Annotated in this window: 18 protein-coding genes; 6 read left to right on the top strand and 12 right to left on the bottom strand. The window is 44.6% G+C overall.

The window, feature by feature from the left end:
- The first annotated feature begins 46 nt into the window (after nt 1–46).
- A complete protein-coding gene (gene recD / locus AAJP47_RS08050) occupies nt 47–2,233 on the top strand; it encodes an exodeoxyribonuclease V subunit alpha (protein WP_346717390.1) in 2,187 nt (728 codons plus the stop codon).
- Between the two features lie 116 nt (nt 2,234–2,349).
- Here recD and AAJP47_RS08045 read toward each other — a convergent pair whose 3' ends face one another.
- Together AAJP47_RS08045 and AAJP47_RS08040 are read right to left on the bottom strand one after the other, a co-directional pair.
- On the bottom strand, nt 2,350–2,913 hold the full coding sequence (locus AAJP47_RS08045; protein ID WP_346717389.1) for a hypoxanthine-guanine phosphoribosyltransferase: 564 nt from the start codon (nt 2,911–2,913) through the stop codon (nt 2,350–2,352).
- A gap of 89 nt (nt 2,914–3,002) precedes the next feature.
- Nucleotides 3,003–3,671 (bottom strand): hypothetical protein, encoded by a 669-nt coding sequence (locus AAJP47_RS08040; RefSeq protein ID WP_346717388.1) that lies wholly within the window; start codon nt 3,669–3,671, stop codon nt 3,003–3,005.
- A 305-nt stretch (nt 3,672–3,976) separates the two neighbouring features.
- On the opposite strand from AAJP47_RS08040, the gene AAJP47_RS08035 reads away from it, so the two are divergent.
- The 3 genes from AAJP47_RS08035 to AAJP47_RS08025 all read left to right on the top strand — a co-directional run bounded on the left by AAJP47_RS08035 (nt 3,977) and on the right by AAJP47_RS08025 (nt 7,170).
- On the top strand, nt 3,977–5,656 hold the full coding sequence (locus tag AAJP47_RS08035) for a carbon starvation CstA family protein (protein ID WP_346717387.1): 1,680 nt from the start codon (nt 3,977–3,979) through the stop codon (nt 5,654–5,656).
- A 120-nt stretch (nt 5,657–5,776) separates the two neighbouring features.
- Complete coding sequence (locus AAJP47_RS08030; RefSeq protein WP_346717386.1) at nt 5,777–6,082, top strand: cory-CC-star protein; 306 nt, start codon at nt 5,777–5,779, stop codon at nt 6,080–6,082.
- A 53-nt stretch (nt 6,083–6,135) separates the two neighbouring features.
- Nucleotides 6,136–7,170 (top strand): ArsA family ATPase, encoded by a 1,035-nt coding sequence (locus AAJP47_RS08025; RefSeq protein ID WP_346717385.1) that lies wholly within the window; start codon nt 6,136–6,138, stop codon nt 7,168–7,170.
- A gap of 103 nt (nt 7,171–7,273) precedes the next feature.
- On the opposite strand, the gene AAJP47_RS08020 is transcribed toward AAJP47_RS08025, so the two are convergent.
- Together AAJP47_RS08020 and AAJP47_RS08015 are read right to left on the bottom strand one after the other, a co-directional pair.
- Nucleotides 7,274–8,875, bottom strand: a complete 1,602-nt coding sequence (locus tag AAJP47_RS08020; protein WP_346717384.1) for a DUF3482 domain-containing protein — start codon at nt 8,873–8,875, stop codon at nt 7,274–7,276.
- Between the two features lie 64 nt (nt 8,876–8,939).
- The gene (locus tag AAJP47_RS08015) at nt 8,940–10,325 is read right to left on the bottom strand and encodes a DUF2868 domain-containing protein (protein WP_346717383.1); all 1,386 of its coding nucleotides are present in this window, start codon (nt 10,323–10,325) and stop codon (nt 8,940–8,942) included.
- A gap of 219 nt (nt 10,326–10,544) precedes the next feature.
- Between AAJP47_RS08015 and AAJP47_RS08010 the strand changes: the two genes are divergently transcribed.
- Nucleotides 10,545–11,312, top strand: a complete 768-nt coding sequence (locus AAJP47_RS08010; protein WP_346717382.1) for an SDR family oxidoreductase — start codon at nt 10,545–10,547, stop codon at nt 11,310–11,312.
- A gap of 214 nt (nt 11,313–11,526) precedes the next feature.
- Here AAJP47_RS08010 and AAJP47_RS08005 read toward each other — a convergent pair whose 3' ends face one another.
- Together AAJP47_RS08005 and AAJP47_RS08000 are read right to left on the bottom strand one after the other, a co-directional pair.
- A complete protein-coding gene (locus AAJP47_RS08005; RefSeq protein ID WP_346717381.1) occupies nt 11,527–12,165 on the bottom strand; it encodes a GNAT family N-acetyltransferase in 639 nt (212 codons plus the stop codon).
- Between the two features lie 305 nt (nt 12,166–12,470).
- Nucleotides 12,471–14,327: an ABC transporter ATP-binding protein gene (locus AAJP47_RS08000; RefSeq protein ID WP_346717380.1), complete on the bottom strand. Its 1,857-nt coding sequence runs from the start codon at nt 14,325–14,327 to the stop codon at nt 12,471–12,473.
- Nucleotides 14,328–14,440: 113 nt separating this feature from the next.
- Between AAJP47_RS08000 and AAJP47_RS07995 the strand changes: the two genes are divergently transcribed.
- On the top strand, nt 14,441–14,905 hold the full coding sequence (locus AAJP47_RS07995) for a DMT family transporter (RefSeq protein ID WP_346717379.1): 465 nt from the start codon (nt 14,441–14,443) through the stop codon (nt 14,903–14,905).
- A 22-nt stretch (nt 14,906–14,927) separates the two neighbouring features.
- On the opposite strand, the gene prpF is transcribed toward AAJP47_RS07995, so the two are convergent.
- The 6 genes from prpF to prpC form a co-directional block, all read right to left on the bottom strand.
- Nucleotides 14,928–16,175: a 2-methylaconitate cis-trans isomerase PrpF gene (prpF, locus tag AAJP47_RS07990; protein WP_346717378.1), complete on the bottom strand. Its 1,248-nt coding sequence runs from the start codon at nt 16,173–16,175 to the stop codon at nt 14,928–14,930.
- Between the two features lie 41 nt (nt 16,176–16,216).
- Nucleotides 16,217–16,696, bottom strand: coding sequence for a hypothetical protein (locus AAJP47_RS07985; RefSeq protein ID WP_346717377.1), 480 nt, complete (start codon nt 16,694–16,696; stop codon nt 16,217–16,219).
- Between the two features lie 111 nt (nt 16,697–16,807).
- Complete coding sequence (locus AAJP47_RS07980) at nt 16,808–17,068, bottom strand: Txe/YoeB family addiction module toxin (RefSeq protein WP_346717376.1); 261 nt, start codon at nt 17,066–17,068, stop codon at nt 16,808–16,810.
- 20 nt (nt 17,069–17,088) lie between these two features.
- Complete coding sequence (locus AAJP47_RS07975) at nt 17,089–17,400, bottom strand: type II toxin-antitoxin system Phd/YefM family antitoxin (RefSeq protein WP_346717375.1); 312 nt, start codon at nt 17,398–17,400, stop codon at nt 17,089–17,091.
- Between the two features lie 184 nt (nt 17,401–17,584).
- Nucleotides 17,585–20,218 (bottom strand): Fe/S-dependent 2-methylisocitrate dehydratase AcnD, encoded by a 2,634-nt coding sequence (gene acnD, locus AAJP47_RS07970; protein ID WP_346717468.1) that lies wholly within the window; start codon nt 20,216–20,218, stop codon nt 17,585–17,587.
- A 256-nt stretch (nt 20,219–20,474) separates the two neighbouring features.
- The gene (gene prpC / locus AAJP47_RS07965) at nt 20,475–21,602 is read right to left on the bottom strand and encodes a bifunctional 2-methylcitrate synthase/citrate synthase (RefSeq protein ID WP_346717374.1); all 1,128 of its coding nucleotides are present in this window, start codon (nt 21,600–21,602) and stop codon (nt 20,475–20,477) included.
- Nucleotides 21,603–21,677: the final 75 nt, after the last annotated feature.

The raw sequence follows: 21,677 nt of genomic DNA, 5'->3' as shown, positions 1-21,677 counted from the left end.
AAAATATTACCTTCTTGAATCAGATTAACATAGAGACAAGCATACGATGAGTAACAATAATAACAAGAGCAAAGCGGCAATTGGTTTACAAGAAACATGGGCCAGTAATATCAGTGACTATATTTTATTACGTCGTCAGCAAACGCATTCAGCGTATAAGGTGGTGGATGCACAAGCCAATACTGAGGATAAACAAGTCGATAAAATAGACAGTAGTAGTCTATTCACCACTTTTTTTGTTGTGTTAGCGACGCATTTGGAAGAGGGGCATACGGTATTAACCATTGAGCAAGCTGAATACGAAGTACCGCTGCAAGGTCAAATCAATAACGAAGCCGTTGCGCTATATGCGTGGCAGCAACAGTTGTTAGAGATACTTGCCATGCCAATCTTTGCGCTGATAGATACCCAAATAAACACACAAACAGAAGATGACTTGGCAGCTGAGACATCGTTATTTGCTTTGCTAGATATTTTGTTTGCTAAAGGCAATCAGCTCTGGATGCAGCTGTCGCTTAGTCATCACGAAAAAGAGAGGCTAACCAAGCGTTTTGCGATGATTGCTCGATTATACCAACGGCTGAAAAATACGGACTTAAGTTTTTTCACAGATTTAATCAAACAACAGGCTTTATTTACGGGAGTTGATGCGGATATTATTAATAAAAATAGCCTAAGTAAAATAAACAAACCTATCATTTACAAGCTAAACAATAATCAAAATATAAAAACATCAATCACTTTTTGGCTACACCGCTCTTGGCAAGCAGAGTTTAACTTGGCGCAGCATATCAGCACGATCCTAGACCAGCAAGTAACCCCTCTGACATTATCAATACCCGAAAACTTAAACGAGCAGCAAATCACAGCTATTAATGTGGCTAATAACAATGCGTTCAGTATTATTACTGGCGGCCCAGGCACGGGTAAAACCTATACAGTTGCCCAACTGGTTATCGCATTGCAACAAGCAGCAGAGAGTAGGGATGATCAGCAAGATAATATTAGATTCAGTACAGATAGTGCCAGCTTAGCGTTAGCCGCACCGACTGGTAAAGCTGCCCAGCGAATGCAAGAGTCTTTGCAAGCGGCTTTGGATACGGCAAATGTGGCGATGCAACTGCAAGAAGCCAAAACCATCCATCGGTTGTTAGGAATTGGTCGGACGGGCAGACCACGCTATGATGCCAACAACCCACTGGGGGAAGATATTATCATCGTCGATGAGGCGTCGATGCTTGGAGTTGAGTTGGCCAATTATCTTGTAAGTGCGGTAAAACCAGGAGCAAGGCTTATATTATTGGGAGATGCCAATCAGTTGGCAGCAGTGGATGCAGGTGCGGTGCTGGCCGATTTGTGCCGTATTCCGACATTACAGCCCATTCATGCAGAGCTAACCGAAAGCCGGCGGTTCAGCTCAGACTCAGGTATTGGTCAGCTTGCTCATCAAATTAATGAGGGTGAGGTAGATATCCCCGAAATTTGGCGATTATTTAAGCAAGATGAAGCATTGGATTTCCAATATATAAATACGCTACAAGTAAATAAACCTACATATAATAAAATAAAAAATAGCCTAAGCAATAAAAAAAATATCTCAAAACTAACCGAAAATTACCTCAGTTATATCAACAGAATCAAAAAACTACTAGAAAATCCAGTAGAAAAATCCATGCCAGAATCAGTCAATGAAACAATCAATTCATTAATGCAGACTTTTAATCAGTTTAGAATCCTAAGCGCTGGCCACAATGGTGAGTGGGGCGATCACTATATAAACAACTACCTGACACAGTGGCATCTTACTGAACTAAAATTACCACTGGGACAAAACACCTGGTTCCATGGTCGTCCTGTTATGATCCTACAAAACAACTATGAGCTGGGTTTGTTTAACGGTGATATTGGTTTTTGTTTGCAAACAGGTGAGGAAAGCAATCGATTGGAGGTGTTCTTTGAGAGTAAAACTCAAGGGATTGCTGTTGATCTGCTCAATGAAGAGGTCATTGCTACCGCATATGCGATGACGATTCATAAGTCACAAGGGTCTGAGTTTGATCATGTCGCCATTACTTTTGATAATAGTCATGCAAGATTGCTCAGCAAAGAGCTTATTTATACGGCGGTGACGCGTGCTAAAAAGCAAGTGACCATATATAGCACAAAAGTTGCTTTTGAGAAGGCGGTTCAAACACCCACTGAACGTTATACAGGTTTGGCATTACAGTTTTAATTATTACCGTTAACTGGCTTATAATTACTTTTATTCTTTTCGCAACTTTATTTTTTCACAATAAAAAAGCATCCAATTTTGGATGCTTTTTTCGAACTCAAGTATAAAACTTAAACTTAAATTTTGCCTTCTTTGATGGCATAGATACCTGGTAAATGGCGCAGGTAGCCATGAAAATCCATACCACAGCCATAAACGTAGCGATCAGCGACATTGATACCCACAAAGTCTACATCGAAATCTGCAACTTTACGATCATGTTCCTTGTTCAGCAAGACACAGCACTCTATAGATAAAGGCTTTTCTTTACCCAACTCTTCGACGACTGCTTTTAAGGTAATGCCTTCATCAAAAATATCATCAATCAGTAGTACGTGCTCGCCTGCAATGCTCACATCTGGCTTAAATTTCCAGTCAAGCTCATTGGTACCTTCGTTGTCACGATAGCGTGAGGCATGAATATAATGCATACGATGGTAAAAAGTCAGATGGGTTAATAATTGACCAGCTGGGATAAGACCGCCATTCATCACGACCATAACGATTGGATTAAGGCCCGCATAATGTAGGTTAAGCTGGGCAGCAAGCCGCTCATAAGCAGCAGCAACTTCGATACTGCTGATAAGGCACTCTGAGTTACGCAGGGTTTTTTCGATTTCTTGATTACTAATTTGGGTCATGAGTTGCGCCATCGGTAAAAGTGCCGCCTATTCTAGCAAATTTTAGTAAATTTGCCCAACATTACCTGCTTGATAAACCACACCAGTCATTATTCTGATTTTTCTATAATGAAAGGGCGATAGTAGTCTGCCAAACGGTTCAACGAACGATCTGGTAAGTCTGGCAGCAGTTTGTTAAGCGCCATGTTCATGCCTTTATCAATAGCTGCTTTGGCAACAGGGACAGATTTGCGTTTGATCATACCCAGTTTAAGTGTCTCAGCATATCGGCTAATAAAATGCGTCAATGTCTCTTCGTTCATGGTTTCTAGTGCTTTTTTAAAGGCTTTGGTATCTACGCTTTCAGGTGTGATAGCAGCAAAACCTGTATTGACCGTTTTGGCATCGGCATCTGACAATTTAAAGCCCACCCGTTTTATGCCTTCATTGTCGATGAAAGTTGCTCGATCTCTCAAAAAATGAAAGCTTGGAAGCACTTCTGCGTTGCTTTCTTTACCTAATAAGATATTGAGTAGGGTATCGGTTGAACGCTCAACCATAGCGACAATTTTACGCATCGCGGCCTGACGCTCAGGATTCGGAATAATCTCAACCAATCCAACCAATAAATTGTCAATGAGATCACGTGCTGTTTGATGAGTGAGGGCATCTCGATAAGGGTAATATTCTACCTGCTCATTTGAAGCAACGACTTGTTCGGCCTCGCTGATTAGGGCTTTTAACTTATCTGAAGGTACGAATCCAAAATAATATGCCATTATACTTCCTTTATTTATGTTTTTAATGCCTTGCCAGCGTTACATTTAGCGTTAAATCAGTTACCATTCAGGCAGAGTGCCAGACAAATGCTCGTCGCATAAAATACTGACGAGTGACGCGCCTTATTTAAAAAATCAAAGGGTGGGTTCAGTCATGCCACTCGTAGAGATTTTTTGTGTTTTATTTACTCATCTAATTGATGAGATGATTCACTCATGTACGCTAATTTAGCACATTTTTTATATTCTGATTTAAAAAGCTTGAACTTATAAGGCTATCTACGACTTGTCTAGGGAGAGATGAAATGAACAGCGCGATTGTATTGTTATTCGGCGTTGCCGCGATGCTTTGCGGTTACCTTTTTTATTCAAAATTTATTGCGACCAAAATTTTAGCATTGGACAACAGTCGTCCCACGCCAGCCCATACAATGAAAGATGGGGTGGATTATGTTCCAACCAATAAGTACGTATTGTGGGGTCATCACTTTACGTCGGTCGCAGGCGCAGCTCCTATCATTGGCCCTGCGATTGCGGTGATTTGGGGCTGGGTGCCTGCCATTATTTGGGTGGTACTTGGTACTATTTTTATGGCGGGTGTACACGATATGTCAGCCATTTGGGCAAGTATGCGTAATAAGGGTCAATCGATTGGCTCTATTGCGGGTAATGTCATGGGCACACGTGTGCGCAGCTTGATGATGATCGTTATCTTTTTATTACTATTGATGGTGAATGCCGTCTTTGGCGTTGCTATCGCCAATATGTTAATCAAAACCCCATCTGCTGTCTTACCTGTATGGGGGGCATTGGTGGTGGCTTTTGTCATCGGGCAATGTATTTATCGCTATAACATGAACCTGCTTTGGGTATCGATCATTGGGGTCAGCGCTTTATACGGTCTTATCTATCTGGGTCCCATGTTCCCCATTGTTTTACCAGAGACTTTTTTAGGGTTGCCTGATAACGCACTTTGGATTCTTATTTTATTTGCTTATGCCGCGGTTGCTTCCTTGCTGCCGGTTTGGATGCTGCTGCAACCACGTGATTATATCAACGGTTTGCAATTATTCGTCGGTTTGATCTTATTATATGCCGCTATTTTTATTGCAACGCCCGACATTGTCGCGCCAGCCATAAACCACGCGTTACCTGTCGGTACGCCATCAATCATGCCATTGCTATTTGTGACCATCGCTTGCGGTGCTATTTCAGGCTTCCATGGACTTGTCGCAACAGGTACGACTTCCAAGCAGATTGATAAAGAAGAAGATGTACGTTTCGTTGGTTACTTTGGTGCATTTGGCGAAGGCCTGCTGGCATTAGGTGCCATATTGGCAGCCACCGCAGGTTTTGCAACCCTTGGTGATTGGCAAGCGGTCTACCAAAAATTCGGTGATGGCTCTATCGGTGCCTTTATTGACGGCGGTGCAACCATCTTAAATGCGGGTGTCGGTATCGACCTTGTACTGTCACAAACTATGCTTACGGTAATGGCGGCGTTGTTTGCTGGAACCACGATGGATACTGGCGTACGTTTGCAACGTTATATTTTCCAAGAATTTGGTGAATTTTATAACCTGCCAGTACTGAATAAAAGCGTGGTGGCCACGTTACTTGCTGTTGGAACCTGTCTATTATTGGCGTTTGGCGCAGGTGGTATCGATGGCTCGGGTGGTATGATTATTTGGCCGCTATTTGGGACAACCAACCAGCTCATGGCTGCCTTGACGCTCATGATCGTGACCGTTATCTTGTTACGTAAGGGTAGACCTGTTTGGTATACCTTGGCGCCCTTGTCATTCTTGTTAGTAATGACGGTTTTTGCGCTACTGATTCAGCTCAAAACGTTCTTTACTGATGGCAATTGGCTGTTGGTCATTATGGATATTATCATTTTGATCGCAACCATTTTGGTCACGTTTGAGAGCTTGTCTGTCCTGCGTAAAGAGTGGTCGCTATATAAAGGTAAAAATGATGCCTAAGCACAAACAATAACTAATTTAATGACCGACAAAAACGCTAGCATCGATTGCTGGCGTTTTTTATGGTATTAGTATTTAGGCATGATAGATTATAAGACATAAATAAACTATGAGCTGACTATGAAAAATACAAAGGAAGAAACAAGCGCACCGAACGAGCGCGCCAGCACGCAGCCGTGGTGGCAACGATTTACAGCAGGATTGAACGAATTTTATCATGCGCCTTATCGTCAGACGATGGCGCGAGCAGCGCGTGATGAAGAGGATTTTTTTATGCTGCTGATGTTTGCCGAGAGTCTGGGTATTGATAATCCTGCCAGCTTTTATACGTTGGAATTACAACCGCTGTTTTTAGAAAACTTCCACGAATGGCACACCAGAATGGGCATGGACAGATGTCCCTTTGACCACGTCGGTTGTTGCTAATAGTATTTGAATTAAGCAAAAATCAATTAAAAAATGAAAAATAAGAGACGGTTATGGCATTACATCCTCTATCAGCATTGGTAACACAATTGACAACGCAGCCAATCCTATTTATCGGCGGGAAGGGCGGTGTGGGTAAAACCACCACGGCGGCGGCACTTGCCAGCTACTATGCCAGCCAGCAGCAAAAGACTTTGATTGTATCCACCGATCCGGCGCACAGCTTGGGCGATGTCCTTAAAACGCGATTAAATAATGAAAAAACTGCCGTAACGCCTTACCTTGATGCCATTGAGTTAAATCCAGACACCATCGTGGACGCGCATTTTGCACAAGTTGAACGCACGATTAAATCTTATGCCAACCCAGATATGATGCCCAAAATTCGTGAGCATCTGCGTTTGTCAAAATCCGCGCCGGGTGCACAAGAGGCGGCGATGCTCGAATCTATGTGTCAGCATTTGGTTGCGGCGGCGGATGGTAATTATAAACACATTATTTTTGATACCGCGCCCACAGGGCATACCCTACGGCTGCTCGTATTGCCAGAGATGATGGGTGCATGGACAGATGGGCTACTGGCACAGCAAAGACGGCAATCTAAACTACGCTCAGTTGCCACAAACTTAGATCGTCATAACCAAAAAAACGATGTTAAAAAAGATGCCACAAGAAGCGAGACAGACAATCCATTTGCCCCCAAAAAATCGGATCGCTGGGAGCAAGCAGTATCGGTGTTAGAAAAACGCAAACAGTTATTTCGTCAGGCAGGAGCGTTGCTGCATGACCGCGAGCAAACTGCCATCGTATTGGTCATGACCGCCGATGTTCTACCACTAGCTGAAACTGGCCGCGCGATAGAACAATTAGAAGAAAGTAAACTCATGCCTGCTGCCATCGTCATTAATCAGCTGATTTCGCAAGATCAATCTGATGATTTTTGGCGGCATCGAGCGACGCGCCAGCAGCAATTGATGCAAGACATTGAGCAAGATTTCATCAATTATCCGCTATATCCGATGTATCTACAGCAAACTGACGTGCGCGGTACAGAAGCATTAGGGGCGTTGTTAGCCCCAGTCATATAAATGCTAAAAATTTCCAAAAGTGCCATCTAGTGAGTGAAGGCTGAAGAGGCTACAAAAATTTTTACCAATCCAGCTGACTCTCTTTATATTAACCTGACTGTAGTTAGCGACTTTTGAGTTTATCGGATTGCAGCTTGCTCGACAGCGACCATGCCATGTCTGCTCGCAAAAGCTGTGCTTGTTCAGATTTACCACTACTCAGTGACGACCATTGCGGTTTGCCTCGTGCTTTTTTTAGCTCACTGGGTAATTTATGCGTCGGCCATAGGGTAATTGAACGATCGTTTTCATCGGTATTGTCGTTATAGGACTCAGAGAATTCAAAATCAAAAGTATCTTTTTCACCTTTATACAACAGCTGCGTGGCGTCAGTTGCTGCATGACCACGATGACGCAGGGCTGTCAGTAGGTCTACCGCACGAGTGGCCAAAAGAGTCAAGGTTGCAGGGTCGATATACAAACGCTTCACCCCCGTGATTTTATCAGCAATACTGCTGGTATTAGAGAGTAACCCACCAGCGATACCACCGATGGCCGCGCCCAAACCCAATGTCGTCCCCAATGCGGCGGCATCAATACCCAATCCTAACAAGGCACCAGCAGCCGCGCCTGAGGTAGTGCGAATGCCGTAACTTTTGAGGAGTTCAGGATCGAACGGGTCTTGCTGATATGCTTGTAATTCAAGCGGTGTTGCAGCGACCGCATTGTCATAAAACTTATATAAATTAAGCAAATTATGCTGCATCGTGCGTTCACTTTGACGCACCGCCTCCTGCATCTGCTGCAACACTGGCATGGGGTCATCATCGTCATCGATCTCACGTACAAAGGCGGCGACGTTCAACAAAAAGTCTGCAATAATAATGTTGGCCTCATCATAGAGCTGCGCCCAGTTTTCTGTACGGCGCGTCATGAGCTGTTCGAGCATTTCAGAGTGGGTAAGCATGGTGGCGAGGTTTTGCCACAAACGCATTTCATCTTCAAACTCAAAAGCAACAGAATCAAAGCGCGTTGATATGTGCAAATTACGTCTTGCCAGCATGGTCTGCCATTCATCGATATTGGCATCTTGACTGTCGGTAAAGTTAAATACTGGCATCACAGGAATCGCTGCCCAAGATAAGATAGCGAGCTCATCCTTATATTTGCCCAATACCGGCTCACGCGCATCGACCACATAAATGGCCATGTCACTTGCCAGCAATTGACGAATCACTTTGGCCTCTTGGCTATAGTCATACGCTTGCAAATCATCGAATTTTGAGTTGTTATCTGACCCTTTAGCAATATCAGACGCCAAAAACTGCTGCAAACGCTCAATCCCATCACGGCGACTGGCGGTATTGTCCTCGAGCCAGTCCATGAGTCCTGAAGCGTCTTCTAAACCTGGGGTATCATATAAAGCCACCAAAACGTCGCCCGTTTGGCTGTCTGTCAATTGTGCTTGCTCTACATGACGGGTGGTTGCAGCTTCGTTTTTTACTTCACCAAAGTACACATCGCGCAATAGCGTACGTAGGATGGAAGTTTTACCTGTATTAGTGTGACCTACGACTGCCAACTTAAGCGCTTCACCACTGGCAATGGTTTTCTTATGGGTTGTGTGATCGGACTCAGTGTCTTTATTTAATAACAGCGCATCATCGTCAGCCCGAACTGAATAAGGCTTGGTAGTGTCATCTTTATAGTTATTATCATCGTTCATAATGGAGTCTTATATAGTTACTTATAATGAGGTGGTTATTTTCAATCTGAAATTTCACTATTTATTACGAGTCGCGCGCAGTCACTAGACCGATTTTTCGAGCAGACAGCGCCGTTTGCCACTGCTGATAACGCACGTTTTTGTTTTCTTTTAAGTCAAAATCCAATGTCTCATCAGTCAAATCTGCCTCACCCAGTAATTGTACAATGAGTCCGTCTTTTGCATGACTGGCAATTTGATCAAGTTTACGCAGCGTGCCGCGATCAGGCAGCGCGTTTTTATGAATGCCGAGTAAGACTTGGACAGGATGAGTCTCTAAGTACGTCTTTAATCGTGCCATATCGTCCCGATCATCGATAATGCCAAAATTTTCAACGTTATTAACATTACCATTAGAATTCGTATTAAGACCCGCTAACCACCAGCGATCTTGCTCCGATGGGTACTCGAGCAAAGCCACCAATTTCTTGCCAGCGCTAACTGCCGCTTTTGGGGCAATGGGTGCTGGTGCTGCCTCAAAATCATCGGCATCAACCACCTGACGCTGCCAAAAGTTCAGTATTTTTTGATAATAAGGCTGTTTGATATCCAAACGCATTTTTTTGCGGCGAAACATTAGCGCACAAAATACCCATGCGATTGCTCGCGGCACGATACCGTACATCAGCAAACTGCCTATCAGCAGACCCGCCCATTGCCGCGCGACAGATAAGGGCATCGCATCTGTGACCAATCGGCTTTGCACGATAGCGGTACTGTCTGGCACATTGAATCCCACCATGTTTGGTAGCCAGCCAAGTACCTGCGTCAAGGCAATCAGTGCCTGATCGGATAGTAAGGTCGACTCCCAGCTAAAGCTATACTGACGGACGATCAATAAAAATATGATCGCAAACAGCATACCCGTTAAGGTCGCAAGCCACAGCTGATGACTAAATCGACCCAGATACCAGCGCATACCACTGTGTTGCAATTGCCGCTCGTACAAATCTACCGCCGCTTGAGTCACGTCATCCTTACCACGTATGAGATAACTGGGACTCACAAAACTGGCAAACCAATTGGATGAGTGCTTGCCTTGATTAATCAAAGTCATTAGCAGCCAACCAACCAACATAAGCGTATGAAAGCCGAGCAGACAGACCAAGACATAAAAGAAATTCACCACGTTGGTCTGTAATAAGGTGAATAACCCCAAAAATCCTGAGATACACCACACCACACTCATGACAATCATGATGCCTTTGATACGGCCGTCAATCTTACCCAATACCCGCGCCAGCGCGCCATTACTATCAATGCGTGACGCCCTTCGATGCAACTTCTGAATGGGTTTGCCATCCTCGTTTTGCAGTTTTTCAGTGACGAGTAGTGGGTCTGTGGCAAAGACATGCTGCTGAGTCTCAAGCGTCCGTACCAGCTCAGTCAATTGATCTTGGGGGGATAGCATAATGCGATACATCCATATAAAAGCGTTGGAAAGCGTTGGTTTGATAGGCAATGATTACTATTTGATGATTGTAGCGTATATACAATGATGATGACTGCTGTTATTTTGAAAGAATGAGCCTCTATTATTGACGAAACCGGGCGTTTTTAGCCACGCGCAGTCATGCAAACAATAATAACGGCCACCACACGGTTAAAGACTATTAAAAAAGGAATCGTTATGACTAATAAAATGACAGGCAAAACCTATCTTATTATTGGCGGTACAGGCGGGATCGGTAGAGCCATGATAGAGAAGATAATTGAAGACAGTGTTGGGTCTACAGTGCGACCGCAGGTCTTTGCAACGTATTATAAAAATGTGCCCGATCTAGAAGTGGACAATGTGCATTGGCTATCTATGAATATCTGTGACGAGCAGAGTATCGAACAAGCAATTGACGTCATCAAACAACAAACCGATCATCTTGATTGGGTTATTAATTGTGCTGGGCTATTACATACAGGCGAGAGTTCACCAGAAAAAGCACTGCGGCAGATGGACACTGAGTTTTTTTTGCAAAACATGCAAGTAAATGCCTTAGCAAGTTTATTGATTGCCAAACACACCAAAACGCTGTTGGCAAAAGCACCGCGAAGTGTAGACAATCCTGCCATTTTTGCGACCATATCGGCGCGAGTCGGTAGTATCAGTGACAACCAGCTGGGCGGTTGGTACAGCTACCGCATGAGTAAAGCGGCGCTTAATATGGGTATGAAAAATTTGAGTATCGAATGGGCAAGATCGCTCAAAGACGTGTGCGTCGTGGTAATGCAGCCCGGTACCGTCAACACGCAACTGTCCGCGCCTTTTCAAAGGAATGTGGCGGACGGACAATTATTCTCGCCCGCCTATAGTGCCGAGTGTTTGTTAGAGGTGCTAAGCCACATGAGCGCCGCACAATCCGGCAGTTTTGTGGATTGGGCAGGGAAATCGATACCTTGGTAGTGGTAGCCATTGAAAGCTAAGTACGTGACATATAGCCGATCCATTTTAAAAAGAGTGTCGTTCTACTGGGATGAATTTTACGAAGTCTCTGTCACGCCCCGAACAGCAAGCGAGGAAAATTTATACCAGTAGAACACAATGGTAGAAAGTAATGACTGTATGTACCAATTTCATTTTGGATTAACTATATTAAACTCTTTATCTCGCTAACTGTTTAAATCATTAAATACAGCAAACCCAAAATAAACAAAGCGGCCATGATAAAGAGGAGAGAACCTAGAATCTTCGTCGTGGCGGTTGGCGCATCTACCCGCTCTTTTTTTACTTTGGTCTTTTTGGCAACATATAGCACCATTTTTACGTGCTCAATATTTTCTTCCAAATAACGATCACCTTCAGGCACAAAGCCTAATGACTCATAAAAGCCAAGCAAATAGGTTTGGGCGGAGATGATAATGGGCGTTTTTTTGCCATATCTTTTACGGCAATGCGCAATCGCCTGTGTCATGATCTGCCTTGCTAAGCCATCCCCTCGGTGCTCTGCCAGTACCAGCACCCGGCCAATGGCAGGCATTGCGGTAGTGCTCGTTTTGATAGCGGGCGCATCAGTACTCATGCTGGAACTGAGGTTGGACTTGAGGGTGTTGAATTCAGGTGGAATGATACGGCAGTAACCCGCCAATGCTTGATTTTGATGAGCAATCAGATGCAAACAATCAAAATCCACCTCGTCCATATCTTGGTAAACGCAGTTTTGCTCCACCACAAACACTTGTGAGCGAGCTTTTAGGCTATGGTACAGATCAACTGAGGTCAGCTCATCAAAGTTTTTGATAGAAAATTCGTAGGTCATAATTCGGCGGCTTTTGGTAAATCGGTTATTGAATGGGAAAAAATCAGTATAAATATATAAAGGTGTTATAGCGCTACTAGAATGAAATTTGCGCCGTCTCTGTCGGCATAAGTATAGGCATAGGCACAGCAAGCAAATAAAATTTGTTCCAGTAACGCGTTTAAATTTATATAACCGTTTTATTTTCAACTGACTATAGTGGAAGATAAAGTAAAAAATAAATTTCCTGAGAAATATAGCAATTTTCAAATAAGAGGCATTATAACGCTATAAATGTCTCTCAACCAGTGGCTATTAATCAGTAACTATCCACCATTAATCGTTTGACTGATCTTTTCTAAGTTCAAGCTATCAGACATGGCACTAAATATCTCAAAATACTTACCGCCTTTTGCATAGAGCGTCTCGTGCGTACCGGTCTCGACCACTTGACCGTTCTCTATCACAACGAGGTCGTCGGCATCGATAATTTGCGCGATATTATGCGACACCATAATCACCGTGCGATCCTTTTTGATGAGATCTAAACTTTTTTTGACCTGTTGACTGGCGATAGCGTCAAGGCTTGCAGTTGGCTCATCCAAAAACACAATCGGTGGATCTTTTAGGAACATGCGTGCCAGCGCAATACGCTGCTGCTGACCACCCGACAAGGATTTTGCGGTACTCTCATAGCCATCTGCGAGATTAATGATTTGCTCATGAATGGACGCTTTTTTGGCAGCGACAATAATGTCTTCCTCGCTTGCTTCAATATTGCCATAGCGGATATTTTCACTGATCGTCCCCGAAAAAATATGATTGCTTTGTAGCACCAAGCCAATGTTTTGACGCAATTCATGGGTATCACAATCGACCAAATCACGCCCATCTAATAAAATTTTGCCCGAATCTGGCTCATAAAACTTCACAAGCAGGCTGATGATCGTACTCTTGCCAGCCCCGCTTAAACCGACCAAAGCGGTAATGCGATTGGGTTTGATGGTGAAGCTGATGTCTTTGAGCGCTTGTGTGCCATTGGGGTAGGTAAAATCGACGTTTTGCAGCTCGATGTGACCTTTGAGGTCTTGGCTTTTGCTACCATCGATATTTTCAACTTGCTGATCATCTTCCAAGATATCAAAAAACCCTTCGGCATAGGTCAACGCATTGTTGATCTGATCGTATATCCGGTGCAGCTGGCGAATAGGCGCGGCGACGTTTTGAAACAATAAGACATGAAACAAAATCATCCCGATGGTCATCTCGCCTTTTAAGACAAAATAAGAAGTGAGTAAAATAATGGCCACCACACCGATTTGTTCAATAAAGGTTTTTACCGCGTCATAAATAAAGCCAATGCTACGAATACGCAGTTGATTGTCAGTCATATCCTTTTGAATGGTCAGATGCTTTTCCGCTTCTATCGACTCACGAACAAAAGACTTGACCACGCTAATCGAGTTGATGAGCGAGATCACCAAACCGCTTTTGGCTTCACGAAATCCGCGCATTTGCCGTCGAAACCCTTGCAGGCGCTTGGCTTGTTTTTGACTGATAAAGAAGTAAATCGGAATGATAAATAGGCCAACCAAACCGATATAAACATTGGTAGAAAACATGATAATAAGCGAGACAATGGCGCTGGCAAACAGCGGTAGCATATCGATAAAGAAGTTTTGCACCAAGGTGGTTAAACTACTGACCCCCAAATCAATACGGGTTTGCAGCTTACCACTGTCATTTTCACTGCTGGTATAAAACGACATACGATACGTCAAAATACGTTCGATGATTTTTTGTGATAAATCCCGAGACAGATTGATCCGGATTTTTTCACCGAAGAAGCGTTGTCCAAAAGAGACGAATATCGACAATATCTCTTTGGTCAATAACACTGCGCTGATAATGGCCAACATTCTCACGCCAGCTGCCCAAGGATCGGACAGAGTAATGATTTCAGTCAACGTATCGACCGCATAGCGCAATACAAAGGCGTTGACCTGAGCGGTAAACGAGCCAAGTACCGTTAATATCAAGGTCGCTATGATTAAAATTTTATAAGGCGCGGCAAAGACAGCGAGTTTTTTGAGAATATCCCACAGTAGCGCTCTTCGCTCTTTTTTCTCGACTGGCGGTTTTTTATCTAAGGGCACATGGCGTGCTTGGGGAGGGGTTGGCATAAAGGCTTAGCTCATTGGTTTCGATATTTTACTGATCATAGCTATGGTAAACTATTAAAATAAAGTTTGGCATTACATAAAAGGTTTATCTATCTTCTATTAGCGGGGGTTGCTTGAAAATACTTCCTTATGTTCTCATTAGCCTATTAGGCGGTGCCATTGTTCCGCTACAGCTGGCGATTGTCAATGCTTTTCGAGAAAGCACACAAGCCTCTCAAATACAATCGACCTTTTATTTATACCTAGGTGGAACCATTGCTTCTTTGTTCCTAGCATACCTAATGAGTGGTGGCATCAAGCCGCCTACTATCCAAAACGTGACGTGGTGGATGTGGTTGCCAGGGTTTTTGGGTAGCTTCTATATCTTATTTATGTTCATTGCCGCCCCTAAAATAGGCGCTGGTAATACCTTGCTTTGGGTTTTTCTTGGGCAAATGTATTTTTCTCTCATACTCAGTCAAACAGGACTTTTTGGTTTGTCTGTAAAAACGATAGATATCTATAAAATCACAGGCTTAGCATTGGTCACTATCGGCGGCATGATCATGATATATGGTGAAACCAAAGCCACCAGCTAATGCTTAGCATTCATAGTCAGAACTAAAACGCATCGGCTGGTACAAACACCTCACCGACCATGATACGCCTTGCTGAGCGGCTCATCGACACCTTTTTGGCTTGCCAGCGACCATTGACTTGTTCGGTTTTGCCACCGACAAGCAATGTCCCTGACGGATGACCAAAACGTACTTCATTCAGCTGTTTTGCTGATTGATTGCCACCCGCTGCTTCATTGACTAATGTCCCTTGCGTGGTCGCTGCGGCGGCAATTGCTACTGCTGCTGTACCCATCATAGCATGGTGCAATTGACCCATACTCATCGCGCGTACGACCAAATCAATATCCTTGGATTCAACGGCTTTACCACTAGAGGCGTTATAGCTTTGCGCTGCACCCACCCAAGCAATTTTGGGAATGTGCTGACTGGTTTGCGCCGCGCTTTCGTCTTTAAATAATCCCATAACCACACCGCCTTTGGCACGGATTTGCTCAAGCTTGATGAGCAAATCGCTGTCACTATTAATATCGCCTTGTAACTCCGTACCTGTAAAACCCATATCTTCTGCTTTCATAAAGATAGTCGGGATACCTGCACTAATAAAGGTCGCCTTAACGCTATCAGTTTTTAGACCGCACCCAGACACATCAAAATCATCGACCAAATTGCCAGTCGGGAACATATCGCTCGAAGAATCAACAGGATCAATAAATTCGATTTTGACCTCGGCGGCGGGGAAGGTGACGCCATCCAACTCAAAATCGCCTGTTTCTTGAACTTGTACCTTACCTTGAGCATCTGTATACACTGGAACATGGGCAATGATGGTTTTACCGATGTTTTCTTGCCAAATACGCACTTCGCAAATACCATTGTCAGCACTGGTTGCGACTTTATCAGCATCAATCAATCCCATATTAATGGCGCATGCCCCAACCGCGGCGGTTAAATTACCACAGTTACCCGCCCAATCTATCATCGGCTTGGCAATGTTAACCTGTCCAAACAGATAATTGACATCGTGATCTGATCTGTCAGAGACCGATAAAATTACGGTTTTTGATGTGCTAGAGCTGCCATTGCCGAGACCATCGATTTGCTTGCCATAAGGATCGGGACTTCCAATGACACGCAGTAAGAAATTATCGCGCGCCTTGCCAGCGACTTGGCAACGCTCAGGCAAATCGGACAATTTAAAGAACGTGCCTTTAGAGGTACCGCCGCGCATATAGGTGGCAGGGACGGAGATTTGCGGGGCGAAATTTGGTTGAGACGTGGTTTGGGTCATTTTATAAGCGTCCTTTTTTTATACCATACTCGTTTATTAAACTAAGGCTTGGTGCCACCCGTAGAGGTGACTGAGGTGATTTGTAGACCGGTCAGCGTTCTTTTAATATTTAGTATTTCATGCGTTTTGCTACTGATTGATCCTATCGAGCCCACTTTCACATTATTGATTTCGTCAAAACTGGCTTGGGCTTTTCGCCAAGGAAAGCTTGTTGTCACTGACATATTTTCAAAGTACCCTGATGTACTGGCTTGTAAGACGACCAAGGATGCCTGCGATTGGCGCATATAGCCACAGAGCTCATCCTTACCGCCCTCGACTTCCCACGTTCCTTCTGGCGTTCTATGATTGATCATTACCGTCACGTCATCGCTATAATTGTCACAAGCGGCAACCGGATCATTCATCGCTAGCGTATTATGATCATTCAAAAATTTCTCTACATGACTCGGTGACAACAAATAATAGCCTTGACCTAAATACAATACGATACCTGCAACCAACAGTTTAAACCAGCCCATAAGTTTCTCGATAATTTACCCTAATAAATAAGAGCGTTATTATGCATAAATTACTGATAAATGTTGATTAAAATCTAGGTAATGAGGCTATTCACCTTTAGTGCCGTTCAATTAATAATGATAGCGACAAGAAATAATCGTTAGATAGTTGTCATCAACGGCATATACCAAACGATTGGCATCATCAATGCGCCGTGACCAGAATCCTGACAGATTTTCTTTCAACGGTTCTGGTTTACCAATACCTTCAAACGGACTGCGCTTGCATTCGGTGATGAGTTTATTAATACGTTTGAGTGTTTTTTTATCTTGCATCTGCCAGTACAGGTAATCCTTCCAAGCTGCGTCCGTCCATGCTAATTGCTCACTCATTGATATACCTTTTTTTATTATCAAGCTTGTTCGGCGTCATTGTCGTTATGAGTATGCTCATTGCTATGATTCTCGTCTGTCACATCAATAAGCTCGCGTGTGACAGTCTTGCCCGCTTGATATTGAGCAATAGATTCTGCTAAATGTGCAGCGTTGGCAGGCGACTTCAGTAGGTAAACGGTTTCCATCAAGCTATTATAATAATCAAGTGACATGACGACCGCATCGTCAGCATCGCGGCGAGTAACAATGGTGGCGTTGGCATCATCGTTTACCGTGTCTAATACGGATTTTAAATGCTTTCTGGCTTCTGAAAAACTAACAACTCTCATGATATTCTCCTCTCACGACATGCTCCATAACTTGTACAATATGATGTACATATTACGCTACTAGTAGAAGAAACTCAATATAGAGCTGACAGGCATTTAACAAAAGCAAATAAAAACCGATGTCATATAGCCAAGCTATACAACATCGGTGATTTTTATAATTGTTCAGTTAACATTCTAAAACCTAAACAATATCCAACGTCCCTTCGATAAACTCTTTGGCAAAGCGCTGTAACATGCCGCCAGCTTTGTACATTTTGACTTCATCGGCGGTATCCAGTCGGCAGATGATAGGTGTCTCAGTGGTGCTGCCATCCGTACGATGAATCACTAGAGTCATTAGACCGCGCGCCGATACATCACCTTTAACATCAAATATCTCAGTACCATCAATAGCTAGCGTATCTCGCGTGGTGCCTTTTTCGAACTGCAATGGAAGCGCGCCCATACCAACGAGGTTTTGGCGGTGAATACGCTCAAAGTCTTCAGCCACGACCGCTTCCACGCCTGCTAAGCGCACGCCTTTTGCTGCCCAATCACGGCTTGAGCCTTGACCATAGCCGTCACCTGCGATAATGATGAGTGGCTGCTCACGGTTCATATAGGTTTCAATCGCCTCCCACATACGCATGACTTGACCTTCTGGCTCCACGCGCGCCAGCGAGCCTTGGATGACTTCACCATCTTCATCAAGCACCATCTCATTGAGCAGCTTAGGATTGGCAAAGGTCGCACGCTGAGCGGTTAAATGGTCGCCGCGGTGGGTTGCATAAGAGTTGTAATCCTCGGCCGGCAAGCCCATGGTATCGAGATACTCGCCCGCGGCAGAATCACCCAAAATCGCATTGGAAGGGGACATATGATCCGTTGTGATATTGTCACCAAGTACGGCAAGCGGACGCAAACCTGTCAACGTGTTCATTTTTGCCATTTTGCCTTCCCAATACGGCGGACGACGAATATAAGTGGTCAACTCGCGCCAGTCATATAGAGGGCTTAAGGCTTTACCCGTGTCTCTTTTGGCTTCGTCAAACATAGGGATATAAACGGCATTATACTGTTCAGGCTTCACCGCTTTGGCCACGATAGCATCCAATTCGTCATCGTCGAACCAGATGTCTTTTAGATAGACTTCATTACCGTCTTGGTCACGACCCAGCGAATCTTTTTCGATATCAAAGCGGATGTTACCAGCGATAGCGTAAGCGATCACAAGCGGCGGTGAGGCTAAAAATGCTTGCTTGGCATACGGATGGATACGACCGTCAAAGTTACGATTACCGGATAGGACAGCTGTGGTGAATAAGTCTCGATCGATGATTTCTTGCTCAATATCAGGATCGAGTGCGCCGCTCATGCCATTACAAGTAGTACAAGCAAAGCCAACCACGTCAAAGCCAATCTCTTGCAGCTCTGGCATCAAGTCGGCTTCTTCTAAGTACATTTTTACCGCTTTTGACCCAGGCGCTAATGAGGATTTGACCCAAGGCTTGCGCAATAGTCCTTTGGCATTGGCATTACGGGCGACAAGACCAGCAGCCACCATATTGCGTGGGTTTGAGGTGTTGGTACAGCTGGTAATAGCGGCGATAATCACAGCGCCTTCTGGCATCAGGCCATCTTTTGGTTCAGGCAATTTTTCATCAGCCGCATGGGCGATGCCTTTGGCAACCAAATCTGAGGTTGATACGCGGGCGTGCGGACGCGACGGGCCTGCCATGTTACGCACGACCGCTGATAAATCAAATTCAAGCACGCGGGCGTACTCAGCGTTTTCCATGCCGTCAGCCCAGAGACCTGTTTGCTTGGCGTATTGCTCAACCAGTTTGATTTGATCTTCAGAACGACCCGTCAGGCGCAGATAGTCGATGGTTTGCTCATCGATATAGAACATCGCGGCTGTTGCACCGTACTCTGGCGTCATATTGGAGATCGAGGCGCGATCGCCCACGGTTAATTGGCGTGCGCCGTCACCAAAGAATTCAATATAAGTGGAAACCACACCAGCATCGCGTAAAAATTCCGTCATAGCTAATACCAAATCGGTACCCGTAATGCCTTTTTGCAGTTTGCCTGTTAATTTGACGCCCACGTAATCTGGCAGGCGCATATAGGAGGGGTTACCCAGCATGACGCTTTCAGCCTCAAGTCCGCCAACGCCGATCGAAATCACGCCTAGCGCGTCGACCATTGGGGTATGACTGTCGGTACCGACTAAGGTATCAGCAAACGCAACGGACTCACCGGCTCTATTTTTGACCACTTGCACGACAGGCGACATTTTTTCTAGGTTGATTTGATGCATGATACCGTTACCAGGCGGTACGACGTTGACATTGTCAAAGGCATACTGACACCAGTTAATAAAGTGAAAACGGTCATCGTTGCGGCGCTCTTCAATGGCGCGGTTTTTCTCAAATGCGTCTTCTTCAAAGCCAGCGTGCTCAACGGCTAGTGAGTGGTCAACGATAAGCTGAGTTGGGACAATGGGATTGACTTTGGATGGATCACCGCCTTGCTCAGCGATCGCATCACGTAAGCCTGCCAAATCTACAAACGCGGTCTGACCCAAGATATCGTGACAAACCACGCGGGCAGGATACCAAGGAAAATCAAGATCTTGTTTGCCCTCGATATGCTGCTTAAGTGCGTCCGTCAAATCTTCTGAGGGGCAACGACGTACGAGGTTTTCGCACAAGACTTTTGAGCAAAACGGTAGCTTGTCGTACGCGCCCGCTTCAATACGCTCAACGGCTTCGCGTGTATCAAAATAATGTAAGTCGGTGCCGGGTAACGGCTTTTTAAATTCATCGTTCATTGGCTGTACTAAAGCGTTGTCCATAAGTCACCTTTGGCGGTTGGCTGGTTATATATAAAATAAAAGAGTCATTCTTTTAGCAAAACAACCATAGTTACACAATCATAGTGACTCTGTGTGCTAGTAGGTTTTGCTAAAAAAACAGTGTAACTAGGTCATTGAAAAACCATAACGGCAAGTACAAAGAAATATTTTACTTAACCGCTATAGGTTTTATCAGCCAGCATAACAATAACGCTGGCTGATAAGGATATGATTAACGCGCGCTCATCTCAGGCACAGAACGCAACTCTTCACCAATGTACTCGGCACTTGGGCGAATAATACGGTTATTGGCACGCTGTTCAAACACATGTGACGCCCAGCCCGTCAGACGTGAACACACAAAAATCGGCGTGAACAATTTGGTCGGAATACCCATAAAGTGATAGGCGGATGCATGGAAGAAGTCGGCATTACAGAACAGTTTTTTCTCGCGCCACATTACCTCTTCACAGCGTACCGACACAGGATAGAGAACCTCATCGCCAACGTCAGCAGCCAGTTTTTCAGCCCATTCTTTGATGACCACGTTACGTGGATCAGATTCACTATAGATGGCATGACCAAAGCCCATGATTTTATCTTTACGTGCCAGCATGGCCATCATTTCTGTCTCGGCTTCGTCAGCTGAGCCAAAGCCTTCAATCATATCCATTGCCGCTTCATTCGCGCCGCCATGCAAGTGACCGCGTAGCGAGCCAATCGCGCCTGTGATACAAGAATGGATGTCTGATAAAGTAGAAGCGCATACACGAGCGGTAAAGGTCGAGGCGTTAAACTCATGCTCTGCATAAAGAATGAGCGACACGTTCATGACTTTTTCGTGTAACTCGTTTGGTTTTTCACCTTTTAGCAAATGTAAGAAGTGGCCACCAATGGTCGCATCGTCCGTTTCGGTCTCGATACGCACATTATCATGGGTGAAGCGATACCAGTAGTTGATGATCGAGGGAAAGACCGCCAGCATACGATCGGTACAATCGTTTTGTTGAGCAAAATCGGTTTCAGTCTCAAGGTTACCAAGCATCGAGCAGCCAGTACGTAATACATCCATTGGATGGGCGCTGGCAGGAATACGCTCCAGCACATCCTTTAGATCCTGCGGTAGGCCACGCAGTTTTTTGAGCTTGGTTTGATAAGCGTCTAATTCACTTTGCGTTGGCAAGTTGCCATAAAGTAGCAAATAGGCCACCTCTTCAAAAATACATTTATCCGCCAGCTCCGACACATCATAACCGCGATACGTCAGACCAGAGCCTGATTTGCCAACGGTTGATAGTGCCGTCTTGCCTGCCACTTGTCCGCGAAGTCCTGCGCCTGAAAGTTCTTTTTGTGCTGCCATGGTTACATTCCTTTTGTTGGTCGCTTTTTTTAATCGGTTGTCACACTGAAAAATACTGCCAAAAGTACTACTTGT

The organism is Psychrobacter halotolerans, from assembly GCF_039680845.1.
Lineage (GTDB): Bacteria > Pseudomonadota > Gammaproteobacteria > Pseudomonadales > Moraxellaceae > Psychrobacter.
This window is presented reverse-complemented; position numbering and strand designations above follow the sequence as displayed.

What these genes read in the sequence shown, in the direction of transcription:
- recD (WP_346717390.1), top strand. Translation starts at nt 47, where the DNA reads ATGAGTAACAATAATAACAAGAGCAAAGCGGCAATTGGTTTACAAGAA.
- AAJP47_RS08045 (WP_346717389.1), bottom strand. Translation starts at nt 2,913, where the DNA reads ATGACCCAAATTAGTAATCAAGAAATCGAAAAAACCCTGCGTAACTCA.
- AAJP47_RS08040 (WP_346717388.1), bottom strand. Translation starts at nt 3,671, where the DNA reads ATGGCATATTATTTTGGATTCGTACCTTCAGATAAGTTAAAAGCCCTA.
- AAJP47_RS08035 (WP_346717387.1), top strand. Translation starts at nt 3,977, where the DNA reads ATGAACAGCGCGATTGTATTGTTATTCGGCGTTGCCGCGATGCTTTGC.
- AAJP47_RS08030 (WP_346717386.1), top strand. Translation starts at nt 5,777, where the DNA reads ATGAAAAATACAAAGGAAGAAACAAGCGCACCGAACGAGCGCGCCAGC.
- AAJP47_RS08025 (WP_346717385.1), top strand. Translation starts at nt 6,136, where the DNA reads ATGGCATTACATCCTCTATCAGCATTGGTAACACAATTGACAACGCAG.
- AAJP47_RS08020 (WP_346717384.1), bottom strand. Translation starts at nt 8,875, where the DNA reads ATGAACGATGATAATAACTATAAAGATGACACTACCAAGCCTTATTCA.
- AAJP47_RS08015 (WP_346717383.1), bottom strand. Translation starts at nt 10,325, where the DNA reads ATGCTATCCCCCCAAGATCAATTGACTGAGCTGGTACGGACGCTTGAG.
- AAJP47_RS08010 (WP_346717382.1), top strand. Translation starts at nt 10,545, where the DNA reads ATGACTAATAAAATGACAGGCAAAACCTATCTTATTATTGGCGGTACA.
- AAJP47_RS08005 (WP_346717381.1), bottom strand. Translation starts at nt 12,165, where the DNA reads ATGACCTACGAATTTTCTATCAAAAACTTTGATGAGCTGACCTCAGTT.
- AAJP47_RS08000 (WP_346717380.1), bottom strand. Translation starts at nt 14,327, where the DNA reads ATGCCAACCCCTCCCCAAGCACGCCATGTGCCCTTAGATAAAAAACCG.
- prpF (WP_346717378.1), bottom strand. Translation starts at nt 16,175, where the DNA reads ATGACCCAAACCACGTCTCAACCAAATTTCGCCCCGCAAATCTCCGTC.
- AAJP47_RS07985 (WP_346717377.1), bottom strand. Translation starts at nt 16,696, where the DNA reads ATGGGCTGGTTTAAACTGTTGGTTGCAGGTATCGTATTGTATTTAGGT.
- AAJP47_RS07980 (WP_346717376.1), bottom strand. Translation starts at nt 17,068, where the DNA reads ATGAGTGAGCAATTAGCATGGACGGACGCAGCTTGGAAGGATTACCTG.
- AAJP47_RS07975 (WP_346717375.1), bottom strand. Translation starts at nt 17,400, where the DNA reads ATGAGAGTTGTTAGTTTTTCAGAAGCCAGAAAGCATTTAAAATCCGTA.
- acnD (WP_346717468.1), bottom strand. Translation starts at nt 20,218, where the DNA reads ATGAACGATGAATTTAAAAAGCCGTTACCCGGCACCGACTTACATTAT.
- prpC (WP_346717374.1), bottom strand. Translation starts at nt 21,602, where the DNA reads ATGGCAGCACAAAAAGAACTTTCAGGCGCAGGACTTCGCGGACAAGTG.